Source organism: Burkholderia torrens (assembly GCF_984668525.1).
This window is the reverse complement of sequence record NZ_OZ480211.1, coordinates 2,004,763-2,031,318: the sequence shown is the minus strand read 5'-3', so window position 1 is coordinate 2,031,318 and position 26,556 is coordinate 2,004,763. Positions and strand designations below refer to the sequence as shown.

General features: G+C 66.5%; 22 protein-coding genes. 19 read left to right on the top strand and 3 right to left on the bottom strand.

The genetic code is table 11. The annotated features are described in order from the left end of the window. Positions 1-106 precede the first annotated feature (106 nt). From ispG to AC5LXX_RS09220, 14 genes are all read left to right on the top strand, one after another. Complete coding sequence (gene ispG / locus AC5LXX_RS09285; RefSeq protein ID WP_012363994.1) at positions 107-1,411, top strand: flavodoxin-dependent (E)-4-hydroxy-3-methylbut-2-enyl-diphosphate synthase; 1,305 nt, start codon at positions 107-109, stop codon at positions 1,409-1,411. Between the two features lie 19 nt (positions 1,412-1,430). Next, the gene (gene hisS, locus AC5LXX_RS09280; RefSeq protein ID WP_493409297.1) at positions 1,431-2,771 is read left to right on the top strand and encodes a histidine--tRNA ligase; all 1,341 of its coding nucleotides are present in this window, start codon (positions 1,431-1,433) and stop codon (positions 2,769-2,771) included. Positions 2,772-2,826: 55 nt separating this feature from the next. After that, complete coding sequence (locus tag AC5LXX_RS09275) at positions 2,827-3,456, top strand: tetratricopeptide repeat protein (RefSeq protein WP_124450247.1); 630 nt, start codon at positions 2,827-2,829, stop codon at positions 3,454-3,456. Between the two features lie 42 nt (positions 3,457-3,498). Then, positions 3,499-4,644 (top strand): outer membrane protein assembly factor BamB, encoded by a 1,146-nt coding sequence (bamB, locus tag AC5LXX_RS09270; RefSeq protein ID WP_124450244.1) that lies wholly within the window; start codon positions 3,499-3,501, stop codon positions 4,642-4,644. A gap of 246 nt (positions 4,645-4,890) precedes the next feature. Continuing rightward, the gene (gene der, locus AC5LXX_RS09265; protein ID WP_493409296.1) at positions 4,891-6,228 is read left to right on the top strand and encodes a ribosome biogenesis GTPase Der; all 1,338 of its coding nucleotides are present in this window, start codon (positions 4,891-4,893) and stop codon (positions 6,226-6,228) included. A 142-nt stretch (positions 6,229-6,370) separates the two neighbouring features. After that, positions 6,371-6,613, top strand: a complete 243-nt coding sequence (gene hfq / locus AC5LXX_RS09260) for an RNA chaperone Hfq (protein ID WP_006754897.1) — start codon at positions 6,371-6,373, stop codon at positions 6,611-6,613. A 72-nt stretch (positions 6,614-6,685) separates the two neighbouring features. Further along, on the top strand, positions 6,686-7,861 hold the full coding sequence (gene hflX / locus AC5LXX_RS09255; protein ID WP_493411111.1) for a GTPase HflX: 1,176 nt from the start codon (positions 6,686-6,688) through the stop codon (positions 7,859-7,861). 47 nt (positions 7,862-7,908) lie between these two features. Next, positions 7,909-9,255, top strand: coding sequence for an FtsH protease activity modulator HflK (gene hflK / locus AC5LXX_RS09250; RefSeq protein ID WP_124450240.1), 1,347 nt, complete (start codon positions 7,909-7,911; stop codon positions 9,253-9,255). 15 nt (positions 9,256-9,270) lie between these two features. Beyond that, a complete protein-coding gene (gene hflC, locus AC5LXX_RS09245; RefSeq protein WP_493409295.1) occupies positions 9,271-10,170 on the top strand; it encodes a protease modulator HflC in 900 nt (299 codons plus the stop codon). A 36-nt stretch (positions 10,171-10,206) separates the two neighbouring features. Further along, positions 10,207-10,398, top strand: coding sequence for a DUF2065 domain-containing protein (locus AC5LXX_RS09240; RefSeq protein ID WP_006478685.1), 192 nt, complete (start codon positions 10,207-10,209; stop codon positions 10,396-10,398). Between the two features lie 113 nt (positions 10,399-10,511). Continuing rightward, the gene (locus AC5LXX_RS09235) at positions 10,512-11,660 is read left to right on the top strand and encodes an ATP phosphoribosyltransferase regulatory subunit (protein ID WP_124450236.1); all 1,149 of its coding nucleotides are present in this window, start codon (positions 10,512-10,514) and stop codon (positions 11,658-11,660) included. 113 nt (positions 11,661-11,773) lie between these two features. After that, positions 11,774-13,120: an adenylosuccinate synthase gene (locus tag AC5LXX_RS09230; RefSeq protein ID WP_493409294.1), complete on the top strand. Its 1,347-nt coding sequence runs from the start codon at positions 11,774-11,776 to the stop codon at positions 13,118-13,120. 7 nt (positions 13,121-13,127) lie between these two features. Next, positions 13,128-13,724: a phosphoribosyltransferase gene (locus tag AC5LXX_RS09225; RefSeq protein ID WP_493409293.1), complete on the top strand. Its 597-nt coding sequence runs from the start codon at positions 13,128-13,130 to the stop codon at positions 13,722-13,724. 274 nt (positions 13,725-13,998) lie between these two features. Continuing rightward, entirely contained in the window at positions 13,999-15,915 is a 1,917-nt protein-coding gene (locus AC5LXX_RS09220) for a potassium transporter Kup (protein WP_493409292.1), read from the top strand. 22 nt (positions 15,916-15,937) lie between these two features. On the opposite strand, the gene AC5LXX_RS09215 is transcribed toward AC5LXX_RS09220, so the two are convergent. Both AC5LXX_RS09215 and AC5LXX_RS09210 read right to left on the bottom strand, forming a co-directional pair. Next, positions 15,938-16,963, bottom strand: coding sequence for a terpene synthase family protein (locus AC5LXX_RS09215; protein ID WP_493409291.1), 1,026 nt, complete (start codon positions 16,961-16,963; stop codon positions 15,938-15,940). 407 nt (positions 16,964-17,370) lie between these two features. Beyond that, complete coding sequence (locus AC5LXX_RS09210) at positions 17,371-19,695, bottom strand: Tex family protein (RefSeq protein WP_322083782.1); 2,325 nt, start codon at positions 19,693-19,695, stop codon at positions 17,371-17,373. A 160-nt stretch (positions 19,696-19,855) separates the two neighbouring features. Between AC5LXX_RS09210 and AC5LXX_RS09205 the strand changes: the two genes are divergently transcribed. The 3 genes from AC5LXX_RS09205 (at position 19,856) to yoaA (ending at position 23,217) form a co-directional block, all read left to right on the top strand. Further along, complete coding sequence (locus tag AC5LXX_RS09205) at positions 19,856-20,620, top strand: hypothetical protein (RefSeq protein WP_493409290.1); 765 nt, start codon at positions 19,856-19,858, stop codon at positions 20,618-20,620. Positions 20,621-20,696: 76 nt separating this feature from the next. Then, entirely contained in the window at positions 20,697-20,912 is a 216-nt protein-coding gene (locus AC5LXX_RS09200) for an HP1242/YdcH family protein (RefSeq protein WP_006478692.1), read from the top strand. 55 nt (positions 20,913-20,967) lie between these two features. Continuing rightward, on the top strand, positions 20,968-23,217 hold the full coding sequence (yoaA, locus tag AC5LXX_RS09195; protein ID WP_493409289.1) for a DNA repair helicase YoaA: 2,250 nt from the start codon (positions 20,968-20,970) through the stop codon (positions 23,215-23,217). Between the two features lie 125 nt (positions 23,218-23,342). On the opposite strand, the gene AC5LXX_RS09190 is transcribed toward yoaA, so the two are convergent. Then, positions 23,343-24,167: an outer membrane protein assembly factor BamD gene (locus AC5LXX_RS09190; RefSeq protein ID WP_175847829.1), complete on the bottom strand. Its 825-nt coding sequence runs from the start codon at positions 24,165-24,167 to the stop codon at positions 23,343-23,345. Positions 24,168-24,208: 41 nt separating this feature from the next. On the opposite strand from AC5LXX_RS09190, the gene AC5LXX_RS09185 reads away from it, so the two are divergent. After that, positions 24,209-25,420, top strand: coding sequence for an RluA family pseudouridine synthase (locus tag AC5LXX_RS09185; protein ID WP_493409288.1), 1,212 nt, complete (start codon positions 24,209-24,211; stop codon positions 25,418-25,420). A gap of 6 nt (positions 25,421-25,426) precedes the next feature. Then, positions 25,427-26,266, top strand: coding sequence for a peptidoglycan editing factor PgeF (gene pgeF / locus AC5LXX_RS09180; RefSeq protein WP_493411110.1), 840 nt, complete (start codon positions 25,427-25,429; stop codon positions 26,264-26,266). Positions 26,267-26,556 lie beyond the last annotated feature (290 nt).

The following is a 26,556-nucleotide window of genomic DNA, read 5'->3' as shown; positions in this document are numbered from 1 at the left end:
GCGCCGTGACGAAGGCCTGTCGTCGATATCGGCAGGCCGTGAGGGCACGGCGCTTTTTCAATTCATGCGCCGCGCCGCGGCGCATTCCGCGTAAATGGATCTATCGATGCAATCCGAAGCTCAATCCCCACGCAGCAGTCAGATTTGTTCAACCGAGCCGGTGTTCGGCGGGCATCAGCCGCGCCGCGTATCGCATGCGGTGGATGTCCGCTGGGGCGGGCAGCTCGTGACGATCGGCGGCGACGCGCCGGTGCGCGTGCAGTCGATGACGAATACCGACACGGCCGACGCGATCGGCACGGCGATCCAGATCAAGGAACTCGCGAATGCGGGCTCCGAACTGGTGCGCATCACGGTCAACACGCCCGAGGCCGCGGCCGCCGTGCCGGCGATCCGCGAGCAGCTCGACCGGATGGGCGTGACCGTGCCGCTCGTCGGCGATTTCCATTACAACGGCCACCTGCTGCTGCGCGATTACCCGGGCTGCGCGGAGGCGCTGTCGAAATACCGGATCAACCCCGGCAACGTCGGCCAGGGCGCGAAGCGCGACACGCAGTTCGCGCTGATGATCGAGGCCGCGGCCAAGTACGACAAGGCCGTGCGAATCGGCGTGAACTGGGGCAGTCTCGACCAGGACCTGCTCGCGCGCATGATGGACGAGAACGGTGCGCGTGCGCAGCCGTGGGGCGCGCAAAGCGTGATGTACGAGGCACTGATCCAGTCGGCGATCGGCTCGGCCGAACGTGCGGTCGAACTCGGTCTCGGCCGCGACCGCATCGTGCTGTCGTGCAAGGTCAGCGGCGTGCAGGACCTGATCGCCGTGTACCGCGAGCTCGGCCGCCGCTGCGGCTTCGCGCTGCACCTCGGGCTGACCGAGGCCGGCATGGGCTCGAAGGGCATCGTCGCGTCGACGGCCGCGCTCGGCGTGCTGCTGCAGGAAGGGATCGGCGACACGATCCGCATCTCGCTGACGCCGGAACCGGGCGCGCCGCGCACCGGCGAGGTGATCGTCGGCCAGGAAATCCTGCAGACGATGGGCCTGCGCTCGTTCGCGCCGATGGTGATCGCGTGCCCGGGCTGCGGCCGCACGACGAGCACGCTGTTCCAGGAACTCGCGATGCAGATCCAGACCTACCTGCGCGAGCAGATGCCGGTCTGGCGCAAGGAATATCCGGGTGTCGAGAAGATGAACGTCGCGGTGATGGGCTGCATCGTCAACGGCCCGGGCGAATCGAAGCACGCGAACATCGGCATCAGCCTGCCGGGTTCGGGCGAGAACCCGGCCGCGCCCGTCTTCATCGACGGCGAGAAGGTCAAGACGCTGCGCGGCGAGCGGATCGCCGAGGAATTCCAGCAGATCGTCAGCGACTACGTCGCACGCAATTACGGCCGCACCGAGGCCCTGAACTAATTCGTCCATACACAGAACGATGACTGAACAGAAACGCAAGATCGAGAAGCTCACCGGCGTCAAAGGCATGAACGACATCCTTCCGCAGGATGCCGGCCTGTGGGAATTCTTCGAAGCTACCGTGAAATCGCTGCTGCGCGCGTACGGCTACCAGAACATCCGCACGCCGATCGTCGAACACACGCAGCTCTTCACGCGCGGCATCGGCGAAGTCACGGACATCGTCGAGAAGGAGATGTACAGCTTCACCGACGCGCTGAACGGCGAGAACCTGACGATGCGCCCGGAAAACACCGCGGCCGTCGTGCGTGCGTCGATCGAGCACAACATGCTGTACGACGGCCCGAAGCGCCTGTGGTACATCGGCCCGATGTTCCGTCACGAGCGTCCGCAGCGCGGCCGCTATCGCCAGTTCCACCAGGTCGGCGTCGAGGCGCTCGGCTTTGCGGGCCCCGATGCGGACGCCGAGATCATCATGATGTGCCAGCGCCTGTGGGACGACCTCGGCCTGACCGGTATCAAGCTCGAGATCAACTCGCTCGGCCTCGCTGAAGAGCGCGCCGCGCACCGTGTCGAACTGATCAAGTATCTCGAACAGTTCGCCGACGTGCTCGACGAGGACGCCAAGCGCCGTCTGTATACGAACCCGCTGCGCGTGCTCGACACGAAGAACCCCGCGCTGCAGGAGATCGCGCAGAACGCACCGAAGCTGATCGACTTCCTCGGCGACGAATCGCGCGCGCACTTCGAAGGGCTGCAGCGCCTGCTGCTCGCGAACAACATCCCGTTCAAGATCAACCCGCGTCTCGTGCGCGGCCTCGATTACTACAACCTGACCGTGTTCGAGTGGGTGACCGACAAGCTCGGCGCGCAGGGCACGGTTGCAGCCGGCGGCCGCTACGATCCGCTGATCGAGCAGCTCGGCGGCAAGCCGACCGCGGCGTGCGGCTGGGCGATGGGCATCGAGCGCATTCTCGAGCTGCTGAAGGAGGAGGATCTCGCGCCCGAGCAGGAAGGCGTCGACGTGTACGTCGTGCACCAGGGCGAGACCGCGCGCGAACAGGCGTTCATCGCGGCCGAGCGCCTGCGCGATACGGGCCTCGACGTGATCTTTCACTGCAGCGCCGACGGCGCGACGGCAAGCTTCAAGTCGCAGATGAAGCGGGCCGACGCGAGCGGCGCTGCGTTTGCGGTGATCTTCGGCGAAGAAGAGGTCGCGAACGGCACGGTGGGCGTGAAAGCGCTGCGCGGTGCGGGCACGGACGGGGAAAAGAACGTTCAGCAGACCGTACCGGTCGAAAGCTTGACCGAATTCCTAATCAATGCGATGGTTGCATCCGCCGAAGACGGCGACGACTGATCGCGCTGGCATTCGCTCGACAAGAAAGGCTTGAACAGGAAGGAATCGCTCGCCGATGAGTTATCACGACGAACAAGAATCGATTGAAAGTCTCAAGGCGTGGTGGGCCCGCTGGGGCAACCTCACTACGTGGATCGTGCTCGCGGCGCTCGTCGTCGCGGCCGGTTTCAACGGCTGGAACTACTGGCAGCGCCGTCAGGCGGCCGAGGCGTCCGGGCTGTACGAGCAGGTCCAGAAGGCCGCCGCCGCGAACGACAAGGCGACGATGGCCCGTGCGGCCGCCGACATGGAAGACAAGTTCGGCAGCACGCCGTATGCGCAGATGACGGCGCTCGCGGCCGCGAAGACGCTGTACGCGGCCGGCGACGCGGCAGGCGCGAAGGCGCAGCTGCAATGGGCCGTCGATCACGCCAAGGACGACGAGTACAAGCAGATCGCGAAGCTGCGTCTCGCGTCGCTGCTGCTCGACGAAAAGGCGTACGACGCGGGCCTCACGCTGCTGTCGGGTACGCCGGTCGACGCATTCAAGGGCCTCGTGGCCGATCGCCGCGGCGATCTGCTGGCCGCGCAAGGCAAGACCGACGATGCGCGTGCTGCATACAAGCTCGCGCTCGACGGCCTGTCGAAGGACGACCAGTCTGCGCGCCAGCTCGTGCAGTTCAAGCTGGACGCGCTCGGCGGCTGAACCGCGGTCCCCTCAACCTCTTAACTTCTGCTTCGCTAACCGATGAATTTGCTGAAACGTTACGCTGTGCCCGTTGCCTGCGCGGCGGCTGTCCTCGCATTGGCGGCTTGCTCGTCGTCGAAGGACGCGCGTCGCGTGCCGACGCCGCTGACCGAGTTCAAGCCCGTCATGGACGTGCAACAGGTCTGGAAGGCGAGCGTCGGCAAGGGCGGGCGCTACCTGTTCTCGCCGGTGGCCGTGGGCGACGCCGTCTATGCGGCGGGCGAAAACGGTTCGGTCGAGAAGATCGACGCGAAGACGGGCCAGACGCTTTGGCGTTCGAAGGTCGGTTCGGACCTGTCGGCCGGTGTCGGCAGTGACGGCAACCTGACTGCGGTCGGTGCGCTGAAGGGCGGCGTGTTCGTGCTGGGCCCGGACGGCAAGCAGCTGTGGAAGACCAGCGTGCAGGGCGAGATCTTTTCGCCGCCGCTCGTCGGCAACGGTCTCGTGATCGTCCGCACGATCGACGGCCAGGTGATCGCGTTCAACGCACAGACGGGCGAGCAGAAGTGGAACTACCGCAACCGCGCGGTGCCGCTGAACCTGCGCGTGTCGGCCGGCATGACGTTCGCGGGTGACGCGGCGGTGCTGGCGGGCTTCCCCGGCGGCGGTCTCGTCGCGATCAACCTGCAGACGGGCGAGCCGTTCTGGCAGACTCCGGTGTCGTTCCCGAAGGGCGTGACCGAGGTCGAGCGCATCAACGACGTCAGCGGTCCGCCGACGCTCGTGGGTGCGGAAGCGTGCGCGGTGACGTTCCAGGGTCAGCTCGGCTGTTTCGATGCGAACTCGGGCCGCCCGCTGTGGGAAAAGGCGTTCTCGAGCCGCAGCGGTCTTGCGCAGGACGATTCGGTGGTCGCCGGCGGCGACGACTGGTCGGTCGTGACGGCGTACGACGCGGCATCGGGCAACCAGCTGTGGCGCAACGACAAGCTGAAGAGCCGTGACGTCGGCGTGCCGTACCTGCTCGGGCATGCGGTCGTGATGGGCGATTACAAGGGCTTCGTGCACTTCCTGTCGCGCGAAGACGGCAGCTTCATCGCACGGATGAAGACCGACGGCAGCGCGATTACGGCAGCGCCGGTCCTCGCGGGCAACACGCTCGTCGTGCAGACGAAGGATGGCGGCCTGTACGGGTTCCGTCCGCGCTGACACGCAGAAATACGTGCGGCTGCGGTGCGGCGGGCTTGTCCCGCGCGCCCTGGCCGTGCAGCATGAAGGCGGCCGGTGCTCCCGGCCGCTCGGTATTTGAAAGGCAGTTCGAGACGAAAGACGACGGCGCGCAACGCGCGCCGGGCGCGCGCATCCGGCGCGGCGCGAATTCGTGATATTTTCATTCAGCGCAGCCGCCCGCAGCAGCGGGCCTCCCGCTGCTGCGCTTCACCGTAGAAAACACAGATGAAACCGGTCATTGCCCTCGTTGGGCGCCCCAATGTGGGGAAATCCACGCTGTTCAACCGGCTCACGCGCTCGCGCGATGCGCTGGTCGCCGACCTGCCGGGCCTGACGCGCGATCGCCATTACGGCGAAGGGCGCGTCGGCGAACGGCCGTACCTGGTCGTCGATACGGGCGGCTTCGAACCCGTCGCGAAGGACGGCATCCTGCACGAGATGGCACGCCAGACGCGGCAGGCCGTCGAGGAAGCCGACGTCGTCGTGTTCATCGTCGACGGCCGTAACGGGCTCGCGCCGCAGGACAAGTCGATCGCCGACTACCTGCGCAAGACCGGCCGGCCGATCTTCCTCGTCGTCAACAAGGCCGAGGGGATGCGGTACACGTCGGTCGCAGCCGACTTCTACGAACTCGGGCTCGGCGACCCGCGCGCGATCTCGGCCGCGCACGGCGACGGCGTGACCGACATGATCAACGAGGCGCTCGAGGTTGCGTACGCCGACCGTCCGGAGGAAGAGGACGAGAACGATCCGTCGCGCGGCATCAAGATCGCGATCGTCGGCCGTCCGAACGTCGGCAAGTCGACGCTCGTGAACGCGCTGATCGGCGAAGATCGCGTGATCGCGTTCGACATGCCGGGCACGACGCGCGATTCGATCTACGTCGACTTCGAGCGTAACGGCAAGAAATACACGCTGATCGACACGGCCGGCCTGCGCCGCCGCGGCAAGGTGTTCGAGGCGATCGAGAAGTTCTCGGTCGTGAAGACGCTGCAGTCGATCTCCGATGCGAATGTCGTCATTCTTCTGCTGGATGCGCAGCAGGACATTTCCGACCAGGACGCGCACATCGCCGGCTTCGTCGTCGAGCAGGGCCGTGCGCTCGTGATCGGCGTCAACAAGTGGGATGGCCTCGACGAACACGCACGCGACCGCGCGAAAGCGGATTTGACCCGCAAGCTGAAGTTCCTCGATTTCGCGAAGTCGCACTTCATTTCGGCCGCGAAGAAGACGGGCATCGGCGCGCTGATGCGCTCGGTCGACGACGCGTACGCGGCGGCGATGGCGAAGCTGCCGACGCCGAAGCTCACGCGCGCGCTGATCGAGGCCGTCGAATTCCAGCAGCCGCGCCGTCGCGGCCCGGTGCGCCCGAAGCTGCGCTACGCGCACCAGGGCGGCCAGAATCCGCCGCTGATCGTCATCCACGGCAACGCGCTCGACGCGGTCACGGAAACCTACAAACGCTACCTCGAAAACCGGTTCCGCGAAACTTTCTCGCTGACCGGGACTCCATTGCGCATAGAGTTCCGTTCGTCGAACAATCCGTACGCGGACAAGGGCTGAAGCACGTCCCGCAAGGGGTAGGCCGCAAGGCCTACGCCACGGGCGGGGCAGGCAAAATCAGCTATAGTGTAGCGATTGGCGCCGGATCTCTTTTTCTTCCTCGCCAATCCAGATCAACCTGCAAAAAAAGATGGAGTACGCCATGAGCAACAAAGGGCAATTGTTACAAGACCCGTTTTTGAACGCACTGCGCAAAGAGCACGTTCCCGTTTCGATCTACCTCGTCAACGGCATCAAGCTCCAAGGGAACATTGAATCGTTCGACCAGTACGTCGTGTTGCTCCGTAATACGGTGACCCAGATGGTCTACAAGCACGCCATCTCGACGGTCGTGCCGGCGCGCCCGGTGAATTTCCACCCGGACGCGGAAGCCACCACGTCCTAACCTATCGCAGCGGCCGGCATCCGGTCGCCGCGAGCGACCGATGCCAGCCGCCTTATCTTGACACCCGATAATTTGATCAACGCAGCGCTCGTCGGCATCGATTTCGGCAAGACCGATTTCGAAGCCAGCCTCGAAGAACTCAGTCTTCTCGCCTCCAGCGCGGGGGCCCGTCCCGCCGTCACCCTCACAGGTCGTCGCTCCAGTCCCGATGCCAAGATGTTCATCGGCAGCGGCAAAGCCGAAGAACTGCGGCTTGCGTGCGACGCGCACAACGTCGAAATCGTCATCTTCAATCACGCGCTCGCGCCGGCCCAGCAACGCAATCTGGAGCAGGCACTTAACAGGCGTGTGATCGACCGTACGAGCCTCATCCTCGACATCTTCGCGCAGCGCGCCCGCAGCCACGAAGGCAAGCTGCAGGTCGAACTCGCGCAGCTGCAATACCTGTCGACGCGGCTCATTCGTGCGTGGACCCACCTTGAACGGCAGAAGGGCGGTATCGGCCTGCGCGGCCCCGGCGAAACGCAGCTCGAAACCGACCGCCGGCTGATCGGCGAGCGCATCAAGATGCTGAAGTCGCGGCTCGACCGGCTGCGCCGGCAGCACAGCACGCAGCGCCGGCAGCGCGCGCGCAGCGGCACGATGTCGGTGTCGCTCGTCGGCTATACGAACGCGGGCAAGTCGACGCTGTTCAATGCGCTGACGAAAGCGCAGGCCTACGCGGCCGACCAGTTGTTCGCCACGCTCGATACGACGTCGCGCCGTGTGTACCTCGGCGACGAGGTCGGCCAGATCGTCGTGTCGGATACGGTCGGTTTCATCCGCGAGCTGCCTCACCAGCTCGTCGCGGCATTCCGCGCGACCCTCGAGGAAACGATCCACGCGGATCTGCTGCTGCACGTGGTCGATGCGTCGAGCGCGGTCAGGCTCGAACAGATCGAGCAGGTCAACGGCGTGCTGCACGAGATTGGCGCGGACACGATCCGGCAGGTGCTGGTGTTCAACAAGATCGACGCCGTGCCCGAGCTGGCGGCCCGCGGCGACGCGGTCGAGCGGGACGAATATGGTAATATTTCGCGCGTCTTTTTGAGCGCGCGCACCGGTCAGGGTCTTGATACGTTGCGTGCCGCCATCGCCGAAATCGCCTCCGCGGAACACCTCTCCAGCGCGACGTTACCCAGCGACGCGCTCGACGGCGCACCCGCTGAACCACACGAAGACCACACGATTTCCGAACACGGGCGCTAACCGGTCCCGGCCGGTTCGCCGGCGTCTTATCTGGTGAACAAACTCTGGTGAACGAATACAACGAGCGGAGTACCTGGCGGCGGATGCGCGCCTTGCTGTCGATCAACGATCCCCGCTGGGGACGCGGCGAGGGCAATGGCAAAGACGGATCCCGTCCGCGAGCGAACGAATCGAAGCGTCCGCAAGGCGGCGACGGCGATGGTCCGCCCGATCTCGACGAGATGTGGCGCAACTTCAACCGGCGCCTGAGCGGCCTGTTTGGCGGCAAGGGCGGCAACGGCTTCCGGCCTGACAACGGCCGGGCCGCACGGGTGGGCGTCGGCATCGTGATCGGCGTGCTGGTCGCGGTCTACGCGGGCAGCGGGCTGTTCGTCGTGCAGGACGGCCAGACGGGCGTCGTGCTGCAGCTCGGCAAGCTGTCGGGCACGGTCGGCCAGGGCGTGCACTGGCGCGCGCCGTATCCGTTCGCGTCGCACGAGATCGTCGATACGTCGCAGGTCCGCTCGATCGAGATCGGCCGCAACAACGTCGTGCGTCTCGCGAACGTGAAGGAAGCCGCGATGCTGACGCGCGATGCCGACATCGTCGACGTGCGTTTCATCGTCCAGTACCGGATCCGTTCCGCCACCGATTACCTGTTCCGCAGCGTCGATCCCGAGCGCAGCGTCTCGCAGGCCGCGCAGGCGGCGGTGCGTGCGATCGTCGGCACGCGCAGCGCGGCCGACATGCTGAACCAGGACCGTGATGCGCTGCGCGAGCAGCTGTCCAGCGCGATCCAGCGCGATCTCGACCGTTACCAGTCGGGGCTCGAAGTGACGGCCGTCACGATGCAGAACGTCGCGGCGCCCGAGCAGACGCAGGCCGCCTACGCGGAAGTCGCGAAGGCACGCGACGAGCGCGAGGCCGCGAAGCGCGCCGCGCAGGCCTATGCAAGCGACCTGCTGCCGAAGGCGCAGGGCGATGCCGCGAAGCTCGTCGACGAAGCGAAGGCGTATGCCGATCGCGTGGTCACGCAAGCCGAGGGCGATGCCGACCGCTTCAAGCAGGTCTACGCGCAGTACTCGAAGGCGCCCGCGGTGATCCGCGAGCGGATGTACCTCGAGACGATGCAGGAAATCTATTCGAACGCGACGAAGGTATTCGTCGGCAACAAGGGCGGCAACAGCGTCGTGTATCTGCCGCTCGACAAGCTCGTCGAACAGGGGCGGCAAAATGCCGCGGCGTCCACCGGCGCGTCCGTGCCCGATGCGGCGTCGGCACCGGCCGCCGTCGCGCCGGCCGCCGCTGCAGCCGTGCCCGCAAGCGCGGCGCCAGCCGCCGCGGCGTCGGGCGTCGACGTGCTGCGATCGCGCGAAGCGTTTCGCAGCCGGTCGCGCGAAGACGATACGAAGTAACGGGGAGCGCAGAACATGAACCGAATCATTGCGCTCGTCGTCGCAATCGTGATCGTTGCCTTCGCGGCATCCTCGACGGTCCTGACCGTCGATCCGCGCCACGCGGCCGTGCTGTCGGGCCGCGACGGCGCACAGCCCGAACTCGCGGGCCCCGGCATCCACTTCAAGCTGCCGCCGCCGCTGCAGACGGCGACGCTGATCGACACGCGCCTGCAATCGCTCGAGTCGTCCGATCCGCTGCAGCTGGCAACCCAGGACAAGCACGACCTGCTCGTCGCGTATGCGGTGAAGTACCGGATCAGCGATCCGATGAAGTATTTCACGGCAACGGGCGGCGACCCGGCGGCGGCCGCCGAACGCCTGGGCGGCGTGCTGAAGAGCGCGCTCGGCGATGCGTTCGGCCAGCGCGCGCTTGACGACGCCCTGGGCGGCCAGCGCGCGATCGCCGATGCGGCACGCGATGCGGCCAGGGCAAAGGCGTCCGGCTTCGGCGTCGACGTGGTCGACGTCCAGCTGACGCGTGTCGACCTGCCGGCCGCCCAGACGGACGCCGTCTATCAACGGATGATCGGCGCGCTGCGCGATCAGGCAGCGCAGGTGCGTGCGCAAGGTGCGGCGGACGTCGAGCAGATCAAGGCCGACGCCGAACGCGAACAGCAGGCCGTGCTCGCGAATGCCTACAAGTCCGCGCAGACGATCAAGGGCGAAGGCGACGCCAAGGCCGCGACGATCGCCGCCGATGCGTTCGGCCGCGATCCGCAGTTCTATCAGTTCTACGCGAGCCTGCAGGCCTACCGGAATACGTTCAAGCGCAACGACATCATCGTCGTCGACCCCGACAGCGAGTTCTTCCGCTTCATGCGCAGCCCGACGGGCGGTGCCGCACCGGCGGCACCTGCTCCCCGCAAACATTGACCTTGGGGCGCCGCGTCGAGCGGCGCCGTCGCTCGCATGGACCTGGCTGGCTCGTTGTTGCTCGCAGTAGCGCTGATGTTGATCATCGAGGGGGCGTTCCCCTTCGTGTTTCCCGTCGCCTGGCGCGACACGTTTCGTAGAATAGCCGAGCGGCCGCCGCATCATATCCGGATCGGCGGGCTGATCGTGATGGTGCTCGGGCTCGTGCTGCTGCTGCTCGCGACCTGACCGGGGACCTGATCCGGACGGCGCATCCGCCGTTCGTCCCGCCCGATTCCGAAGTTCCGATTCAACTCGCGGCGCGCGTGGCGCGCGCCGTTTCCCGTCGTAGGACCGTACCGATGTCGACCTGGTTACTTCCCGAGAATATCGCCGACGTGCTGCCGTCGGAAGCGCGCAAGATCGAGGAGCTGCGCCGCAGGCTGCTCGACCGCTTCCGTTCGTACGGCTATGAAATGGTGATGCCGCCGCTGCTCGAGTATCTCGAGTCGCTGCTGACGAGCGGCGGCACCGACCTGCGCCTGCGCACCTTCAAGCTGGTCGACCAGCTGTCGGGCCGTACGCTCGGCCTGCGTGCCGACATCACGCCGCAGGTGGCACGGATCGACGCGCACCTGTTGAACCGTCAGGGCGTGACGCGCCTCTGCTACGCGGGACACGTGATGCATACGCGTCCGCGCGGGCTGCACGCGACGCGCGAGCAGATCCAGATCGGCGCCGAAATTTACGGTCATGCCGGGCTGGAAGCCGATCTCGAGATCCAGCAGCTGATGCTCGACGCGCTGCACCTCGCGGGCCTGTCGCGCATCCGTCTCGACCTCGGCCACGCGGGCGTGCTCGCGGCGCTGCTGGCGCGCGACGCGCAGGCCGCCGAGCGCGGCGAGTCGCTGTACGACGCGCTGTCGGGCAAGGACGTGCCGCTCCTGAACGAACTCACCGACGATCTCGGCGCCGATACGCGCGCCGCGCTGCGCGCGCTGCCGAGCCTTTACGGCGATGCGAGCGTGCTCGCCGAGGCGCGTGCGCGCCTGCCGGTACTGCCCGAAATCACGCAGGCGCTCGACGATCTGGCGCAGCTCGCGGCGCAGGCGAAGGGCGCGGAAGTGGCGATCGACCTCGCCGACCTGCGCGGTTATGCGTACCACAGCGGCGCGATGTTCAGCGCGTACATCGACGGCGTGCCGAACGCGATCGCGCGCGGCGGCCGTTACGACCACGTCGGGCAGGCGTACGGCCGTGCGCGGCCGGCCACGGGCTTCTCGCTCGACCTGCGTGAACTCGCGCGGATCTCGCCGGTCGAGGCGCGCGGCACCGCGATTCTCGCGCCGTGGGCGCAGGACGACGCGCTGGGCGCGGCCGTCGCCGCGCTGCGCGATGCGGGCGAAGTCGTGATCCAGGCGCTGCCGGGCCACGACCACGTGCTCGACGAGTTCGCATGCGACCGTTCGCTCGTCGAGCGCAACGGCGCATGGGTGGTCGAACCCCGATAAAGAGGCGTTCGCGGGCCGTGCTTCGGCGTGCATATCGTTGAAGCGAAACGGAAAAATTCGGAATCGCCCGCGAACATAGGTAGAATACGTTTTTAACCAGCTAACGAATCAACATGTCTGCCAGCGCAGTGAACGTGACTCCCGGGCGCAATGTCGTCGTCGTGGGAACGCAATGGGGTGATGAAGGCAAGGGCAAGATCGTCGACTGGCTGACGGACCACGCTCAGGGCGTCGTGCGTTTCCAGGGCGGTCACAACGCCGGCCACACCCTCATCATCGGCGGCAAGAAAACGATCTTGCGCCTCATTCCGTCGGGCATCATGCGTGAAGGCGTCGCCTGCTACATCGGCAACGGCGTCGTCCTGTCCCCCGAAGCACTGTTCAAGGAAATCGGCGAGCTCGAAGAAGCCGGCGTGAACGTGCGCGACCGTCTGTTCATCTCCGAAGCCACGACGCTGATCCTGCCGTACCACATCGCGATCGACCAGGCGCGCGAAGCGCGCAAGGGCGCGGGCAAGATCGGCACGACGGGCCGCGGCATCGGCCCTGCGTACGAAGACAAGGTCGGCCGCCGCGCGCTGCGCGTGCAGGACCTGTTCGACGCGAAGACCTTCGCCGACCGCCTGCGCGAAAACCTCGATTTCCACAATTTCGTGCTGACCCAGTACCTGGGCGGCGCAGCCGTCGATTTCCAGGCCACGCTCGACACGATGCTCGGCTATGCCGACCGCCTGAAGCCGATGGTGGCCGACGTGTCGCGCCGTCTGTACGACGCGAACAACGCGGGCCAGAACCTGTTGTTCGAAGGCGCGCAAGGCACGCTGCTCGACATCGATCACGGCACCTATCCGTTCGTCACGTCGAGCAACTGCGTCGCGGGTGCGGCGTCGGCCGGCGCGGGCGTCGGTCCGCAGAAGCTCAACTACATCCTCGGCATCACGAAGGCGTATTGCACGCGCGTCGGTTCGGGTCCGTTCCCGAGCGAACTGTACGATGCGGACAATCCGCAGCGTCAGGACCAGGTCGGCGTCACGCTGGCGAACGTCGGCAAGGAATTCGGTTCGGTCACCGGCCGTCCGCGCCGCACGGGCTGGCTCGATGCAGCCGCGCTGCGCCGCTCGATCCAGATCAACGGCGTGTCGGGCCTGTGCATGACGAAGCTCGACGTGCTCGACGGCCTCGACGAAGTCAAGCTGTGCGTCGGCTACAAGGTCGACGGCAAGGACGTGGACATCCTGCCGCGCGGCGCGGTCGATGTCGCGCGTTGCGAACCGGTGTACGAGACGTTCCCCGGCTGGAAGGAAAGCACCGTCGGGATCAATACGTGGGACGCGCTGCCGGCGAATGCGCAGGCTTACCTCGCCCGCGTCCAGGAAGTGGCTGGCGTGCCGGTCGACATGGTGTCGACGGGCCCGGACCGCGACGAAACGATCCTGCTCCGCCATCCGTTCAAGGTGTAATTTCGAGATGACGCAGCAAATCACGATGACGGCGGCAGACTTGATGACCGATCCGCGCAACGACGACAAGAACCTGTGGGTAGGCTGGGACGAGTATCACCGTCTGATCGAGCTGCTCGCGCTCCAGGTGCATGCATCCGGTTGGAAGTTCGACCAGATCCTGTGCCTCGCGCGCGGCGGCCTGCGCGTCGGCGATCAGCTGTCGCGCATCTATGACGTGCCGCTCGCGATCCTCGCGACGAGCTCGTACCGGGAAGCGGCCGGCACCGAGCAGGGCGAGCTCGACATCGCGCAGTACATCACGATGACGCGCGGCCATCTCGCGGGCAACGTGCTGCTGGTCGACGATCTCGTCGATTCGGGCGTCACGCTCGCGCGCGTGCAGGAGCACCTGAAGGAGCGTTACCCGTCCGTGACGGCCGTGCGCTCGGCCGTGCTCTGGTACAAGGGTTGCTCGAAGGTCAAGCCCGACTATCACACGCAGTTTCTGCCGACGAATCCGTGGATTCATCAGCCGTTCGAGGAGTGGGACACGGTTCGTCCGCACAACCTCGAGGCATGGATCAAGCGCGGTCGCGCGCAGCGCGACGGTTCGGGCGCGTAAGCGCCTGGCCGATCGAAGGAAAGCCTTGTACGGCGCCGCTCGCGGCGCCGTTTTTCATTGGCGCGCCGGGTGCGCCGGGCGGTGCGTCCGGAGGATCGGGTAGGCAGACGGCGCGGCCCCGGCTATGATGGCAGCCCTGCCACAGCTCGCGCAGGATTGCATGCGCAGCGTGGATCACGTGGTTCCACGGCAACAGAGCAGGGCGGCGTTTCACGGGGGCGCGAGTAGAATAGCGCTCGTTTTGTCCGACCCGGACCCGATTATTACGCTTCATATGAACGACACGATCCACGCGACCGACGCCGCACACGCGCCGCATTCGACGCAACAACACTCGATGCGGGCGCTAGCGATAGCAGCCATCGGCGTCGTGTTCGGCGACATCGGCACCAGCCCGCTGTATTCGCTGAAGGAGGCGTTCAGCCCCGCACACGGCATTCCACTCACCGAAGGGTCGATTCTCGGCGTGATTTCGCTGCTGTTCTGGGCAATCATCCTGGTGGTCGGCATCAAGTACCTGCTGTTCGTGATGCGGGCCGACAACAACGGCGAAGGCGGCGTGCTCGCGCTGATGGCGCTGTCGCTGCGGCCGCTCGACTCGAAGACCCGCGTCGCGGGTGCGCTGATGGCGCTCGGGATCTTCGGCGCGTGCATGTTCTACGGCGATGCGGTGATCACGCCGGCCATCTCGGTGATGTCGGCGGTCGAAGGTCTCGAAATCGCGACGCCGCACCTGTCCCATCTCGTGCTGCCGATCACGATCGTGATCCTGATCGCGCTGTTCTGGATCCAGCGCCACGGCACCGCACTGGTCGGCAAGCTGTTCGGCCCGATCATGGTGCTGTGGTTCGTCGTGATCGCAGCGCTCGGCGTGTACCACATCGTTCGCGTGCCGGGCATCATCGCGGCCGTCAACCCGTATTACGCGGCGTCGTTCATGGCCGACCACCTGCTGCAGGCCTACGTCGTGCTCGGCTCGGTCGTGCTGGTACTGACCGGTGCGGAAGCGCTCTACGCGGACATGGGCCACTTTGGTGCAAAGCCGATCCGGATCGCCGCGTACGGGCTCGTGATGCCGTCGCTCGTGCTGAACTACTTCGGCCAGGGCGCGCTGCTGATCCAGAACCCGAAAGCGATCGAAAACCCGTTCTTCCTGCTGGCGCCCGAATGGGGGTTGCTGCCGCTCGTCGTGCTGTCGACGGTCGCGACCGTGATCGCGTCGCAGGCCGTGATCTCGGGCGCCTATTCGCTGACGTCGCAGGCGATCCAGCTCGGCTACGTGCCGCGCATGAAGGTGCTGCACACGTCCGAACTCGCGATCGGCCAGATCTACGTGCCGGTCGTGAACTGGCTGCTGCTGGCCGTGATCCTCTGCATCGTGATCGGCTTCAAGAGCTCCGACAACCTCGCGGCCGCGTACGGCATCGCGGTCACGGCGACGATGGTGATCACGACCGTGCTCGCGTGCGTCGTGATGGTGAAGGTGTGGAACTGGAACCGGCTGCTGGTCGGCGCGATCATCGCTGTGTTCCTCGCGGTCGACCTCGGCTTCTTCGGCGCGAACCTGCTGAAGGTCGCGCAGGGCGGCTGGCTGCCGCTCGGCATCGGCGCGCTGCTGTTCTTCCTGCTGATGACCTGGTACAAGGGGCGCCACATCGTCAAGGAGCGCACGGCGGCCGACGGTATTCCGCTCGAGCCGTTCCTGCAGGGGCTGCTCGCGCATCCGCCGCATCGCGTGTCGGGCACCGCGATCTACCTCACCGGCAACGACAAGCTCGTGCCCGTCAGCCTGCTGCACAACCTGAAGCACAACAAGGTGCTGCACGAGCGGACCATTTTCCTGACGTTCGTCACGCGCGATATTCCCTACGTGCGCGACGACCGGCGCCAGACCGCGCGCGATGCGGGCGGCGGGCTGTACATCGTCAAGGCCGAGTACGGCTTCAACGAGACGCCGGACGTGAAGGCCGTGCTCGAGGAATTCGGCCGGACGCACGACATGACGTTCGAGCTGATGGACACGTCATTCTTCCTCGCGCGCGAAACCGTCGTACCGACGCATCTGCCCGGGATGTCGATCTGGCGCGAGCGCGTGTTCGCATGGATGCACCAGAACGCCGCGAAGCCGACCGACTTCTTCTCGATTCCGGCGAACCGCGTCGTCGAGCTCGGCACGAAGATCGAGATCTGACCGGGCGCGGCGCGCAGGCTGTTCAGCCGCGCGCCGCGTTCTCCGACAGCGTGACCAGGCTGCGATCGTCCGCATCGACTGCCGCGAACGCAGCCGCATAGCGCTGCGTATCCCGCGCCACCCAATCCAGATAGCCGCGTATCCAGTACCGGTAGCCGTCGACGAGTCCGCGCACGCGCGTGTCGGCATGCTGCACGAGCGCATCGGCGCACTGGACGAACTCGCCGATCTCGGCGCGCACGCGGGCGGCCGTATAGTCGATGCCGGCCTGCAGCGAATGACCGCGCGACGCGTGAACCATCACCATGTTCCGGAACTGGCCAGGCTGGCGTGCTTCGATCCCGATACTCTGGATGTCGTTGCTCCAGGAGACGATATGGTTCGCGTGCCGGCCCAGCGCCTGGATCTCCGGCCGGTGAAACGTATCGGGCGGGACGGCGCCGGAATTGGCCACGTCCGCCAGTGCCAGGCACGGGTTCATGCCGCTCGTGTGGCGCCGGATCGTTTCGTACTGTGGCACGGCGGCCGGGTTAGCGTTCTGGTGGCCGATGATCTGCAATCCGGCCGTGGTGGCCCACAGGCGCATGCCTTGCGCGAAGCGTGCGAAATGCTCGGCCGACAGGCGCGCGCGCAGCCGTTGGCATACATCGAGCCACGCGCGTTCGCCGTACACCGGTTCGGGGCCCGTACATCCGTAGTCGAGGACGTCGATCATCGCGGTCAGGTTGCGCAGCGTATCGGCGCCGACCGGCTCCACGCGATCGACGAACAGGTCGTCGGCGAGAAAGAACCACACGAAATAATCGGCAAGCGCCTGCAGCAGAGGCGGATCGGCGTTCGGGTAACAGCGTGAGGCGAGCCAGCCGTAACGGGTGCGTATGACGCGCTCCCGATGGGCGTCGGACACGAGCAGGCCGTATGCGTCGGCCCATTCGAGCATGCGCGATTCGATTCGCTCGACGTGCGGCGAACAGGCGCCGGCCCACGGCACCTCGAAAACGGGAATGCGCAATGCGGCCAGTTCGATTTCCAGATCATCTGCTTTCATGATTCCCCGATCCATTTTGGCGAATATGCGCCGGCTTACCGGCCCGCGCATATTCCGGATGTCATGTGTCGCAAATCGACTTCAGAGCGTGGCAATCAAAGACGGGAGGCTTGAAACGCGCGGCGCGTGTGATCGTCGCGGGGAATCCTGTTGTCGGGCGGAAAATTCGCTTCAGTTATCGAAGACGTTGCAATACCGTACTCGAATTTATTTTATGTGCGGGATTCAAAGCGTCAAGAAAATGCATGCTGCAGTGCAAATTGTTTAATTCGCCGACTGGAAGCAGGGTAATGGTGACGAAAACGCACCTGTCCGGGTTTCATCGCGATTTTCGGAACCGCGCGTCGATGCAATAAAAAAGCCCGCCTTTCAGCGGGCTTTTCTGTCTGTCGACGGTTTTCGCGTGCTCAGCGCTTCAGCTTCGCGAACGCCGCGGCCATGGCGCCAGCCGGCTCCGGCTCGCGCGAGCGCTGCGGGCGGGCCGCGCCGCGTCCTGCATTGCCGCGATCCTGGCTGCCGCGCGACGACATGCCGGGCGCTGCCGCGTCGTCGTCGAGGCGCATCGTCAGCGCAATGCGCTGGCGCTTCACGTCGACGTCGAGCACCTTCACCTTGACGACCTGGCCGGCCTTCACGACTTCGTGCGGGTCCTTGATGAACTTCGTCGACATCGCGGACACGTGGACGAGGCCGTCCTGGTGAACGCCGATATCCACGAACGCACCGAACGCGGCGACGTTCGTCACGACGCCTTCGAGCGTCATGCCCGGCACGAGATCCGACACCTTCTCGACGCCTTCGCGGAACGTCGCGGTCTTGAATTCCGGACGCGGATCGCGGCCCGGTTTCTCCAGTTCGGACAGGATGTCGCGCACGGTCGGCAGGCCGAAACGTTCGTCAACAAATTCCGTCGGGGAAAGGCCCGCCAGCGCTTCGCGGTTGCCGAGCACGTCGTCGATGCGCTTGTTGATCTTCGCGAGCATCCGTTCGACGACCGGATAGGCTTCCGGGTGCACCGACGAGCGGTCGAGCGGGTTCTCGCCGCCGTTGATGCGCAGGAAGCCGGCGGCCTGTTCGAAGGTCTTGTCGCCGAGGCGCGGCACCTTGCGCAGATGCTCGCGCGACGGGAACGGGCCGTTCGCGTCGCGGTAGTCGACGATATTGCGCGCGAGCGTCGCGTTCAAGCCCGACACGCGCGCCAGCAGCGGGGCCGATGCCGTGTTCGCGTCGACACCGACCGCGTTCACGCAATCCTCGACGACCGCGTCGAGCGAGCGCGCGAGTTCGCGCTGGTTCACGTCGTGCTGGTACTGGCCGACGCCGATCGCCTTCGGCTCGATCTTCACGAGCTCGGCGAGCGGGTCCTGCAGGCGGCGTGCGATCGACACGGCGCCGCGCAGCGATACGTCGAGCTCGGGGAATTCCTTCGCCGCGAGCTCGGATGCCGAGTAGACCGACGCGCCGGCTTCCGACACGACGATCTTCTGCAGGCGCAGTTCCGGGTGCTTCGCGATCAGTTCGCTCGCGAGCTTGTCGGTTTCGCGCGACGCGGTGCCGTTGCCGATGCTGATGAGTTCGGCCTGCGTCTGCGCGGCGATGCGTGCGAGCTTCGCGATCGAGCCGTCCCAGTCGCGGCGCGGCTCGTGCGGGTAGATCGTGTCGGTGGCGAGCACCTTGCCGGTGCGGTCGACGACCGCGACCTTCACGCCCGTGCGCAGGCCGGGGTCGAGACCGATCACGGCCTTCGGGCCGGCCGGCGCAGCCAGCAGCAGGTCGTTCAGGTTGCGCGCGAACACGCGGATCGCTTCGGTTTCGGCCGTTTCGCGCAGCTGCGTGAGCAGTTCGTTCTCGATATGCGGCTGCACCTTCACGCGCCAGCACCAGCGGCAGACGTCGGACAGCCATTTGTCGGCCGGGCGGTTCTGGTTCGCAATGCCGAAATGGCGCGCGATCATCGCCTCGCCGGGGTGCGGCACCTGCGCGTCGAGCTCTTCGCCGAGGCCGAGCTTGACCGTCAGCACGCCGGCGTTACGGCCGCGGAACAGCGCGAGCGCGCGGTGCGACGGCACGGTCTTGATCGTTTCCGCGTAGTCGTAATAGTCGCGGAATTTCTCGCCTTCCTCGCTTTCCTTGCCCTCGACGACGGCCGACGACACGACGCCCTGATTGTGCAGGTAGTCGCGCAGCTTGCCGAGCAGCTCGGCCGTCTCGCCGAACTGTTCGGACAGGATGTCGCGCGCGCCGTCGAGCGCGGCCTTCACGTCGGCGACGCCCTTGTCGGCGTCGACGTACGCGGCCGCCTCGGCCTGCGGATCGAGCAGCGGGTTCGCGAGCAGCGCCTGCGCGAGCGGCTCGAGGCCGGCCTCGCGGGCGATCTGCGCGCGCGTGCGGCGCTTCGGCTTGTAAGGCAGATAAAGGTCTTCGAGCACCTGCTTGCTGTCGGCCGCATCGATCGCGGCACGCAGCTCGTCCGTCAGCTTGCCCTGTTCGTCGATGCTCGACAGGATTGCCGCGCGGCGATCCTCGAGCTCGCGCAGATACAGGAGGCGTTCCTCGAGGTTGCGCAGCTGCGTGTCGTCCAGGTTGCCGGTCACTTCCTTGCGGTACCGGGCAATGAACGGAACGGTCGAGCCTTCGTCGAGGAGTTGCACGGCCGCCGCGACCTGGCGCGGCTGGACGGACAGTTCGGTGGCGATGCGCTGTACGATCTTGAGTGCTACGGTTTCCGTCATGTCGTGGATGATCTGCCTGCTGAAATCGCGGCGCGGGCCGGCAGGCCCGAAGCGGCGGGCTGCATGGCGGGCCCGACGGGCCAGATGCCGCGGGTGAGTGAAGCGGGGCATTTTGCCATAAATGGCGGAGCGTCCAGCCGGGGGTGATAGAATTTGACACATGTCCCGCAGCTTTCCTACGACGTTGCCAACTTCCCGAATTTCTCTCGTCGCGCTCGGCGCAGCGCTCGCCGCGGCTTTGTCTGCTGGGCCTTCCGGCGCGTTCGCGCAGGCGTCGGCCACCGCGCCGGACGCCGTCGCGGCCGCGCCCGTCGCAGCCTCTGCCGCACCGGATTTCGACGCCCGTCAAAAAGTGCTCAATCAACGCACCGCGGAAAACGATTATCGTTATGCGGTGGCCGAGCACGATTGCTACAGCAAATTCTTCGTCAATCACTGTCTCGGCAAGGCGCGCGACCTGATGCGCGACGAGCGCGCGAGCATCCGTCAGGAGCAACTCGCGCTCAACGACGAGCAGCGTGCGGTGCGCGCGCAGCAGCGCGACCAGCAGCAGGCGCTGAAGCAGGCGCAGAACGCGGCGGAGGCGCCGCAGCGCGCGGCGAACGACGCGGCGAACGCCGCTGCGTTCCGCGACAAGCAGGAGCAGAATGCACTGAAGCAGGCGCAGCGCGGCGCGGAAGGGCCGCAACGCGCGGCGAGCAAGCAGGCATACGACCAGAAGCAGGCCGACTTCCAGCACAAGCTCGACCAGGCGCACCAGCAGGCGGCGCAGAAGGCGCAAGAGCGGGCGGACAACGCCACGCGCTACGAGCAGAAGCAGAAGGAAGCCGCGCAGCACAAGGCCGATGTCGAGCGGCGTCAGCAGGAAGCGGCCGAGAAGGCCAGGCAGCAACAGCAACAGCAACAGCAACAGCAGGGGCAGTAACGTGTTGGATTGATCGGGATCAGTCTCGGGCGCGTCGGCACGCCAGCCGCCGCGCTGCTTCGATGAGGAGGCAACTATGCAAAACCGTCACACGGAACAGCAGCAGGAATTGCACAACCGTTTGGCTGCATTGCAGGAGCAGCACCAGCAGCTCGCTCGGGAGATCGAGCTGAAGGAAGGACACTCCGACATCGACGACATCACGCTGCACCGGCTGAAGAAGGAAAAGCTGGCAGCCAAGGACAAAATCATTCTGCTGCAATCGCAGCTCGAACCGGATAAGCGCGCCTGAGCGCGGCCTGGCAAGCGCCGGCGCCGCCCGGGCGCTGGACACAGGAACGCTTGCCTTGAATTCACCGCTTGAAGCCACCCCCGATGCCCGGCGTGACGCGACGTCCGCCGGGCGCGCTCGTGCGCCCGAAGGCACCTTCGAGCTGAGCCGCAAGCGCGTCGACGAACTCGACACGATCTTCGGTGAAGGCGGGTTGCTGGCGCGCGCGCTCGACGGCTACCGGCCGCGTACCTCGCAGATCGAGATGGCGCGCGCGGTCGCGTCCGCGATGGAAGCGTCCGCGCGCCGGATGCCCGAACCCGAGATCTTCGAAACCCGCAAGCGGCCGGCGCGCCGCCTCGGCGACGCCGACAAGGCGGCCGAGCCGGGTGCCGACGGTGCCGCGCCAGCCGAATCCGACAACGACGCGGCCGACAACACGCTGATCGTCGAAGCCGGCACGGGTACCGGCAAGACCTATGCGTATCTGGTGCCCGCGATGCTGTGGGGCGGCAAGGTGATCGTGTCGACCGGCACGAAACACCTGCAGGACCAGCTGTTCCAGCGCGACATCCCGACCGTGCGCAACGCGCTCGCGGTGCCGGTGTCGGTGGCGATGCTCAAGGGGCGCGCCAACTACCTGTGCCATTACTACCTGCAACGCACGGCCGACAACGGCCGCCTGCCGTCACGGCAGGACACCGCGTATCTGCAGGAGATCGTCCGCTTCGCGAAGATCACGAAGAGCGGCGACAAGGCCGAGCTCGCAAGCGTGCCGGAAACGGCGCCCGTGTGGTCGATGGTCACGTCGACGCGCGACAACTGCCTCGGCCAGGAATGCCCGCACTACAAGGAATGCTTCGTGATGCAGGCGCGGCGCGAGGCGCAGCAGGCGGACGTCGTCGTCGTCAACCATCACCTGTTCTTCGCGGACATCATGCTGCGCGACACCGGGATGGCCGAACTGCTGCCGAACGCGAACACGGTCATCTTCGACGAAGCGCACCAGCTGCCGGAGACGGCGACGCTGTTCTTCGGCGAGACGCTGTCGACCACGCAGATCCTCGAACTCGCACGCGACACGGTGGCCGAAGGCCTGGGCCATGCGCGCGACGCGGTCGAGTGGGTGAAGCTCGGCGGCGATCTCGAACGGGCGGCGCGCGACTTGCGCCTCGCGTTCGCGAACGACCAGATCGTCCGCATGTCGCTCGCGCAGCTCGGCGACGATCACCCGATGTTCGGCGCGCTCGACGCGCTCGACGTGGCGCTCGACGCGCTCGCGTCGGCGCTCGCGAGCCAGGCGGAACGCGCGGAATCGCTCGGTGCGTGCCTGCGGCGCGCCCGCGAACTGCAGGACCTGCTGGCCGGCTGGGTCGCACCCGGCGCGGCGGAGGCGGCCGCGAAGGCCGACGCGGCAGCGGCCGGCGACAAGGCGACGCCTGACGGCGATCCGAACGAGAAGGTGCGCTGGGTCGAGGTGTTCGCGCATACCGTGCAGCTGCATGAAACGCCGCTGTCGGTCGCGCCGATCTTTGCGAAGCAGCGCGCGGGCGTCCCGCGTGCCTGGGTGTTCACGTCGGCCACGCTGTCGGTGCGCGGCGATTTCACGCACTATGCGGCGCAGATGGGCCTCAGCTCGCGTCGCTCGATGACGCTCGCGAGCCCGTTCGACTACCAGTCGCAAGGGCTGCTGTACGTACCGCGCAACCTGCCGCAGCCGTCGTCGCCGGCGTTTACCGATGCCGTCTTCGATGCCGCGCTGCCGGCGATCGAGGCGTCCGGCGGCGGCGTGTTCATGCTGTGCACGACGCTGCGCGCGGTCGACCGGATCGCGTCGAAGTTGCGCGATGTCATCGAATCACGCGGCTGGAACACGCCGCTGCTCGTGCAGGGAGACGCGAGCCGCACCGAACTGCTCGACCGTTTCCGCGCGTACGGCAATGCGATCCTGGTCGGCAGCCAGAGTTTCTGGGAAGGCGTCGACGTACGCGGCGACGCGCTTTCGCTTGTCGTGATCGACAAGCTGCCGTTCGCACCGCCGGACGATCCGGTGCTGGCCGCGCGTCTCGACGCGTTGACGAAGAAGGGCCTGAGCCCGTTCGCCGTCCACCAGCTACCGCAGGCCGTGATCACGCTGAAGCAGGGCGCGGGCCGGCTGATTCGCGCGGAAACGGATCGCGGCGTGCTGATGATCTGCGACACGCGGCTCGTCGACAAACCCTACGGGCGCCGGATCTGGCAGAGCCTGCCGCCGTTCAAGCGCACGCGCGAGATCGCGGTCGTGCAGGACTTCTTCGACGAGCATCGCTCGGAAAAGCGCATGTGACGATACGCGCTGCCTCGGCCGCGCGATCGCACCCGCGGCGCCTGATTGCGGCGCCAATGAAAAACCCGGCTCGATGGCCGGGTTTTTTGTGTGCGCAACGGGCGTTGCGCCGCGTGCTCGTCAGGTCAGAACTGCCACCACGACTTCTTCGCGCCGGGGCGCGAATGGCCCGTGACGTACGGGCTGTCGGGGAACGTGCCCGCGAGCACGCGCTTCGTGTCTTCGGCGAGCTGCGGCTGGTTCAGCTTGTTGTACGACAGGATCATGATGTGCAGCGCGTCTTCGATTGCCGGCGCACCCTTGTAATCCTTGATCGCGAGCTGTGCGCGGTTGATCGCCGCCACGTAGGCGCCACGACGGTAGTAGTAGTCGGCCGCGTGCACTTCGTGCGATGCCAGCGCGTTGACGATGTAGCGCATCCGCGCTGCCGCGTCGGGCGCGTACTTGCTCTTCGGGAAGCGGTCGACGACGACCTTGAACGCATCGTACGACTCGCGCAGCGCCTGCGGATCGCGTTCGCTCATGTCCTGGCCGGAGAAGCGCCCGAACAGGCCGAGATCGTCGTTGAAGTGGATCATCCCCTTCAGGTAGTACGCGTACGGGATATCCGGATGATCGGGGTGGAGCTGGATGAAGCGATCGACGGCCTGGTCGGCGGCGGCCGCTTCGTTGTCCTTCCAGTTGCAGTATGCAACGTTGATCTGTGCCTGCTGCGCGAAATGACCGAACGGATCGCGGCCTTGCAGCGATTCGAAATATTTCGCGCACTTGCCCCAGTCGCCGCCGGACAGTGCGTCCTGGGCCTCTGAGTATAATTTGTTATTCGACCAGGTAGCCGTCTCGTCCTGCTTCTGCGGCAAGCCGTGGCAGCCGGCGATGAGGGCCGCGGCCGCTACCGCCGCAGCCCGGGCGGCGACGGTTCTGGCCGTGCGTTTGGTCGAATTCATCATGCTCGCATGTCCTAGCTTCAAGTCTCGGTGACCCAGTCTAAATGACCCGTTCAAGTTCGCAGAATGCCCAGCCGGGCACACCAAATCGCGAAGATTATAGCCCAAGCGATCGGCCCGCCGACGCTGCATCGGGGGATTCCCTCGATGACGATCTGACCGGCGACGCCATGCAGCCGCCCGTCGTGCCGTCCGCGGTGGTCGACGAGGCGCCGCGCGTCGTCGAAGTGCCGCTGTCGCTCGCGGGGGAGCGCCTCGACAAGGCGCTTGCCCAGCTGTTCCCCGAATTCTCCCGCAGCCGCCTGCAGAGCTGGATCGAGGCACAGCGCGTGCTGGTCGACGGCGCGCCGGCGAAGATCCGCCAGCCGGTGCCGCTCGGCGCGAGGATCGAGCTCGTGCCCGACCTGCTGCCCGAGCAGCTCGCGTTCACGCCGGAGCCCGTGCCGCTCGACGTGATCTACGAGGACGACGCGCTCGTCGTGATCAACAAGCCGGCCGGCCTCGTCGTGCATCCGGCCGCCGGCAACTGGAGCGGCACGATCCTCAACGGGCTGCTGCATCGCTACGGCGACGCGGCGGCCGGCCTGCCGCGCGCGGGCATCGTCCACCGGCTCGACAAGGAAACGTCCGGCCTGATGGTGGTGGCCCGCACGCTGGCCGCGCAGACGGACCTCGTGCGCCAGCTGCAGGCCCGCACGGTGAAGCGCCGCTACTTCGCGCTCGTGTGGGGCACGATGCCCGAGGAAGGCACGATCGACGCGCCGATCGGCCGCGATCCGCGCGAACGTACGCGCATGGCCGTCGTCACGGGCGCGTCGGGCAAGCCCGCGCGCACGCATTTCCGCACGGTTGACACATGTCTGTGGCAACGTCAGCCGGTTTCGGCGATCCAGTGCGATCTCGAAACCGGCCGTACGCACCAGATCCGCGTGCACTGCGCGCACGCCGGGCACCCGCTGCTCGGCGATCCCGTCTACGGGCGGGCGCGCGGCAAGCGCTCGGTCACGCCGCTGCCGGACGGGTTCGCACGACAGGCGCTGCATGCGTGGCGGCTCGGCCTCGTGCATCCGGTCACGGGCAAGGCGATGCAATGGCGCTGCCCGCTGCCGGACGACATGAACGCGCTCGTCGCGGCGCTCGGCTTCGGGCAGGGCGACGAGGAATTCGACGACGACGACGGTGTCTACGACGATGACGATTTCGGCGGCGAGTATCACGATGACGAGCCGTATCTGGACGACGATGAGGAGGCGTGAGTGTCGATGACGAACCTGGCGCCGTTGACGTGGCAGGACTGCGTGCGGCCCGACTGGCAGGTGTCGCCGCGCGTGCGTGCGCTGATCACGACGCGCGACGGCGGCGTGAGCGAAGGCCCGTACGGGCGCTGGCAGGATGGGGACGCGTTGCCGGGCGGGATGAATCTCGGCCTGCATACCGGTGACGAGCCGGCCCATGTCGCCGCGAATCGCACGCGTTTGCTCGCCCTCGCCGGCCAGTCGAGCGCCGCATGGCTCGAGCAGGTCCACGGCGCGGAAATCGTCCGCGCGGACGAGGTGATCGCGGCGGCCCCCGCGGCCGCGGCGCCGGTGCTGGCCGACGCGAGCGTCACGGACCGGGCCGGCGCCGTCTGCGTCGTGATGGTCGCGGATTGCCTGCCCGTGCTGCTGTGCGACGCGCAGGGCCGTGCGGTCGGCGCCGCGCATGCGGGCTGGCGCGGGCTCGCGGCCGGCATCGTCGAACGGACCGCGGCACGCGTCGCGGCGCTGGCCGGCGGCGCGACGGACACGCTGCACGCGTACCTCGGGCCGGCGATCGGCCCGCAGGCGTTCGAGGTCGGCGCGGACGTGCGCGACGCGTTTCTCGACACGGCTCCGCAGTCGGAGCATGATGAAACCCGGCTCGCGTTCGTCGCGATCGACGGCGCGCCCGGCAAGTTTCTCGCCGATCTCTACGCGCTCGCGCGCCTGCGTCTCGCGCGTGCGGGCGTGGCGCACGTGAGCGGCGGGACGGCCTGTACGGTCACCGAACGCGCACGCTTCTATTCGTACCGCCGCGATCGCGTGACGGGCCGCATGGCGGCGGCGATCTGGCTGGCCGATTGACGGCATGCGCATGCCCGTGGGCTTTGCTGCATCTTGAAATCGGGTTATCTCGATATTTAGACTGCAATGCGGCGCGGCATGCGCAACTGAATGAAAAATCCCGGAGTCAAGCCAAACAAAATGTTTTATGTTTCGCCGGAAGCCTTGTCCCGCCTGTTGCGCGCGGATTATCTCCGTGCGGAAATGTTCAGTGGTTTGACTTGGCGCTTCACATGGGGAAAACGATAATGATAAAAATACCGCACTGCGGCAGAATCTGGAGACGCCTCTCCAGAGCATGACGGCCCGGC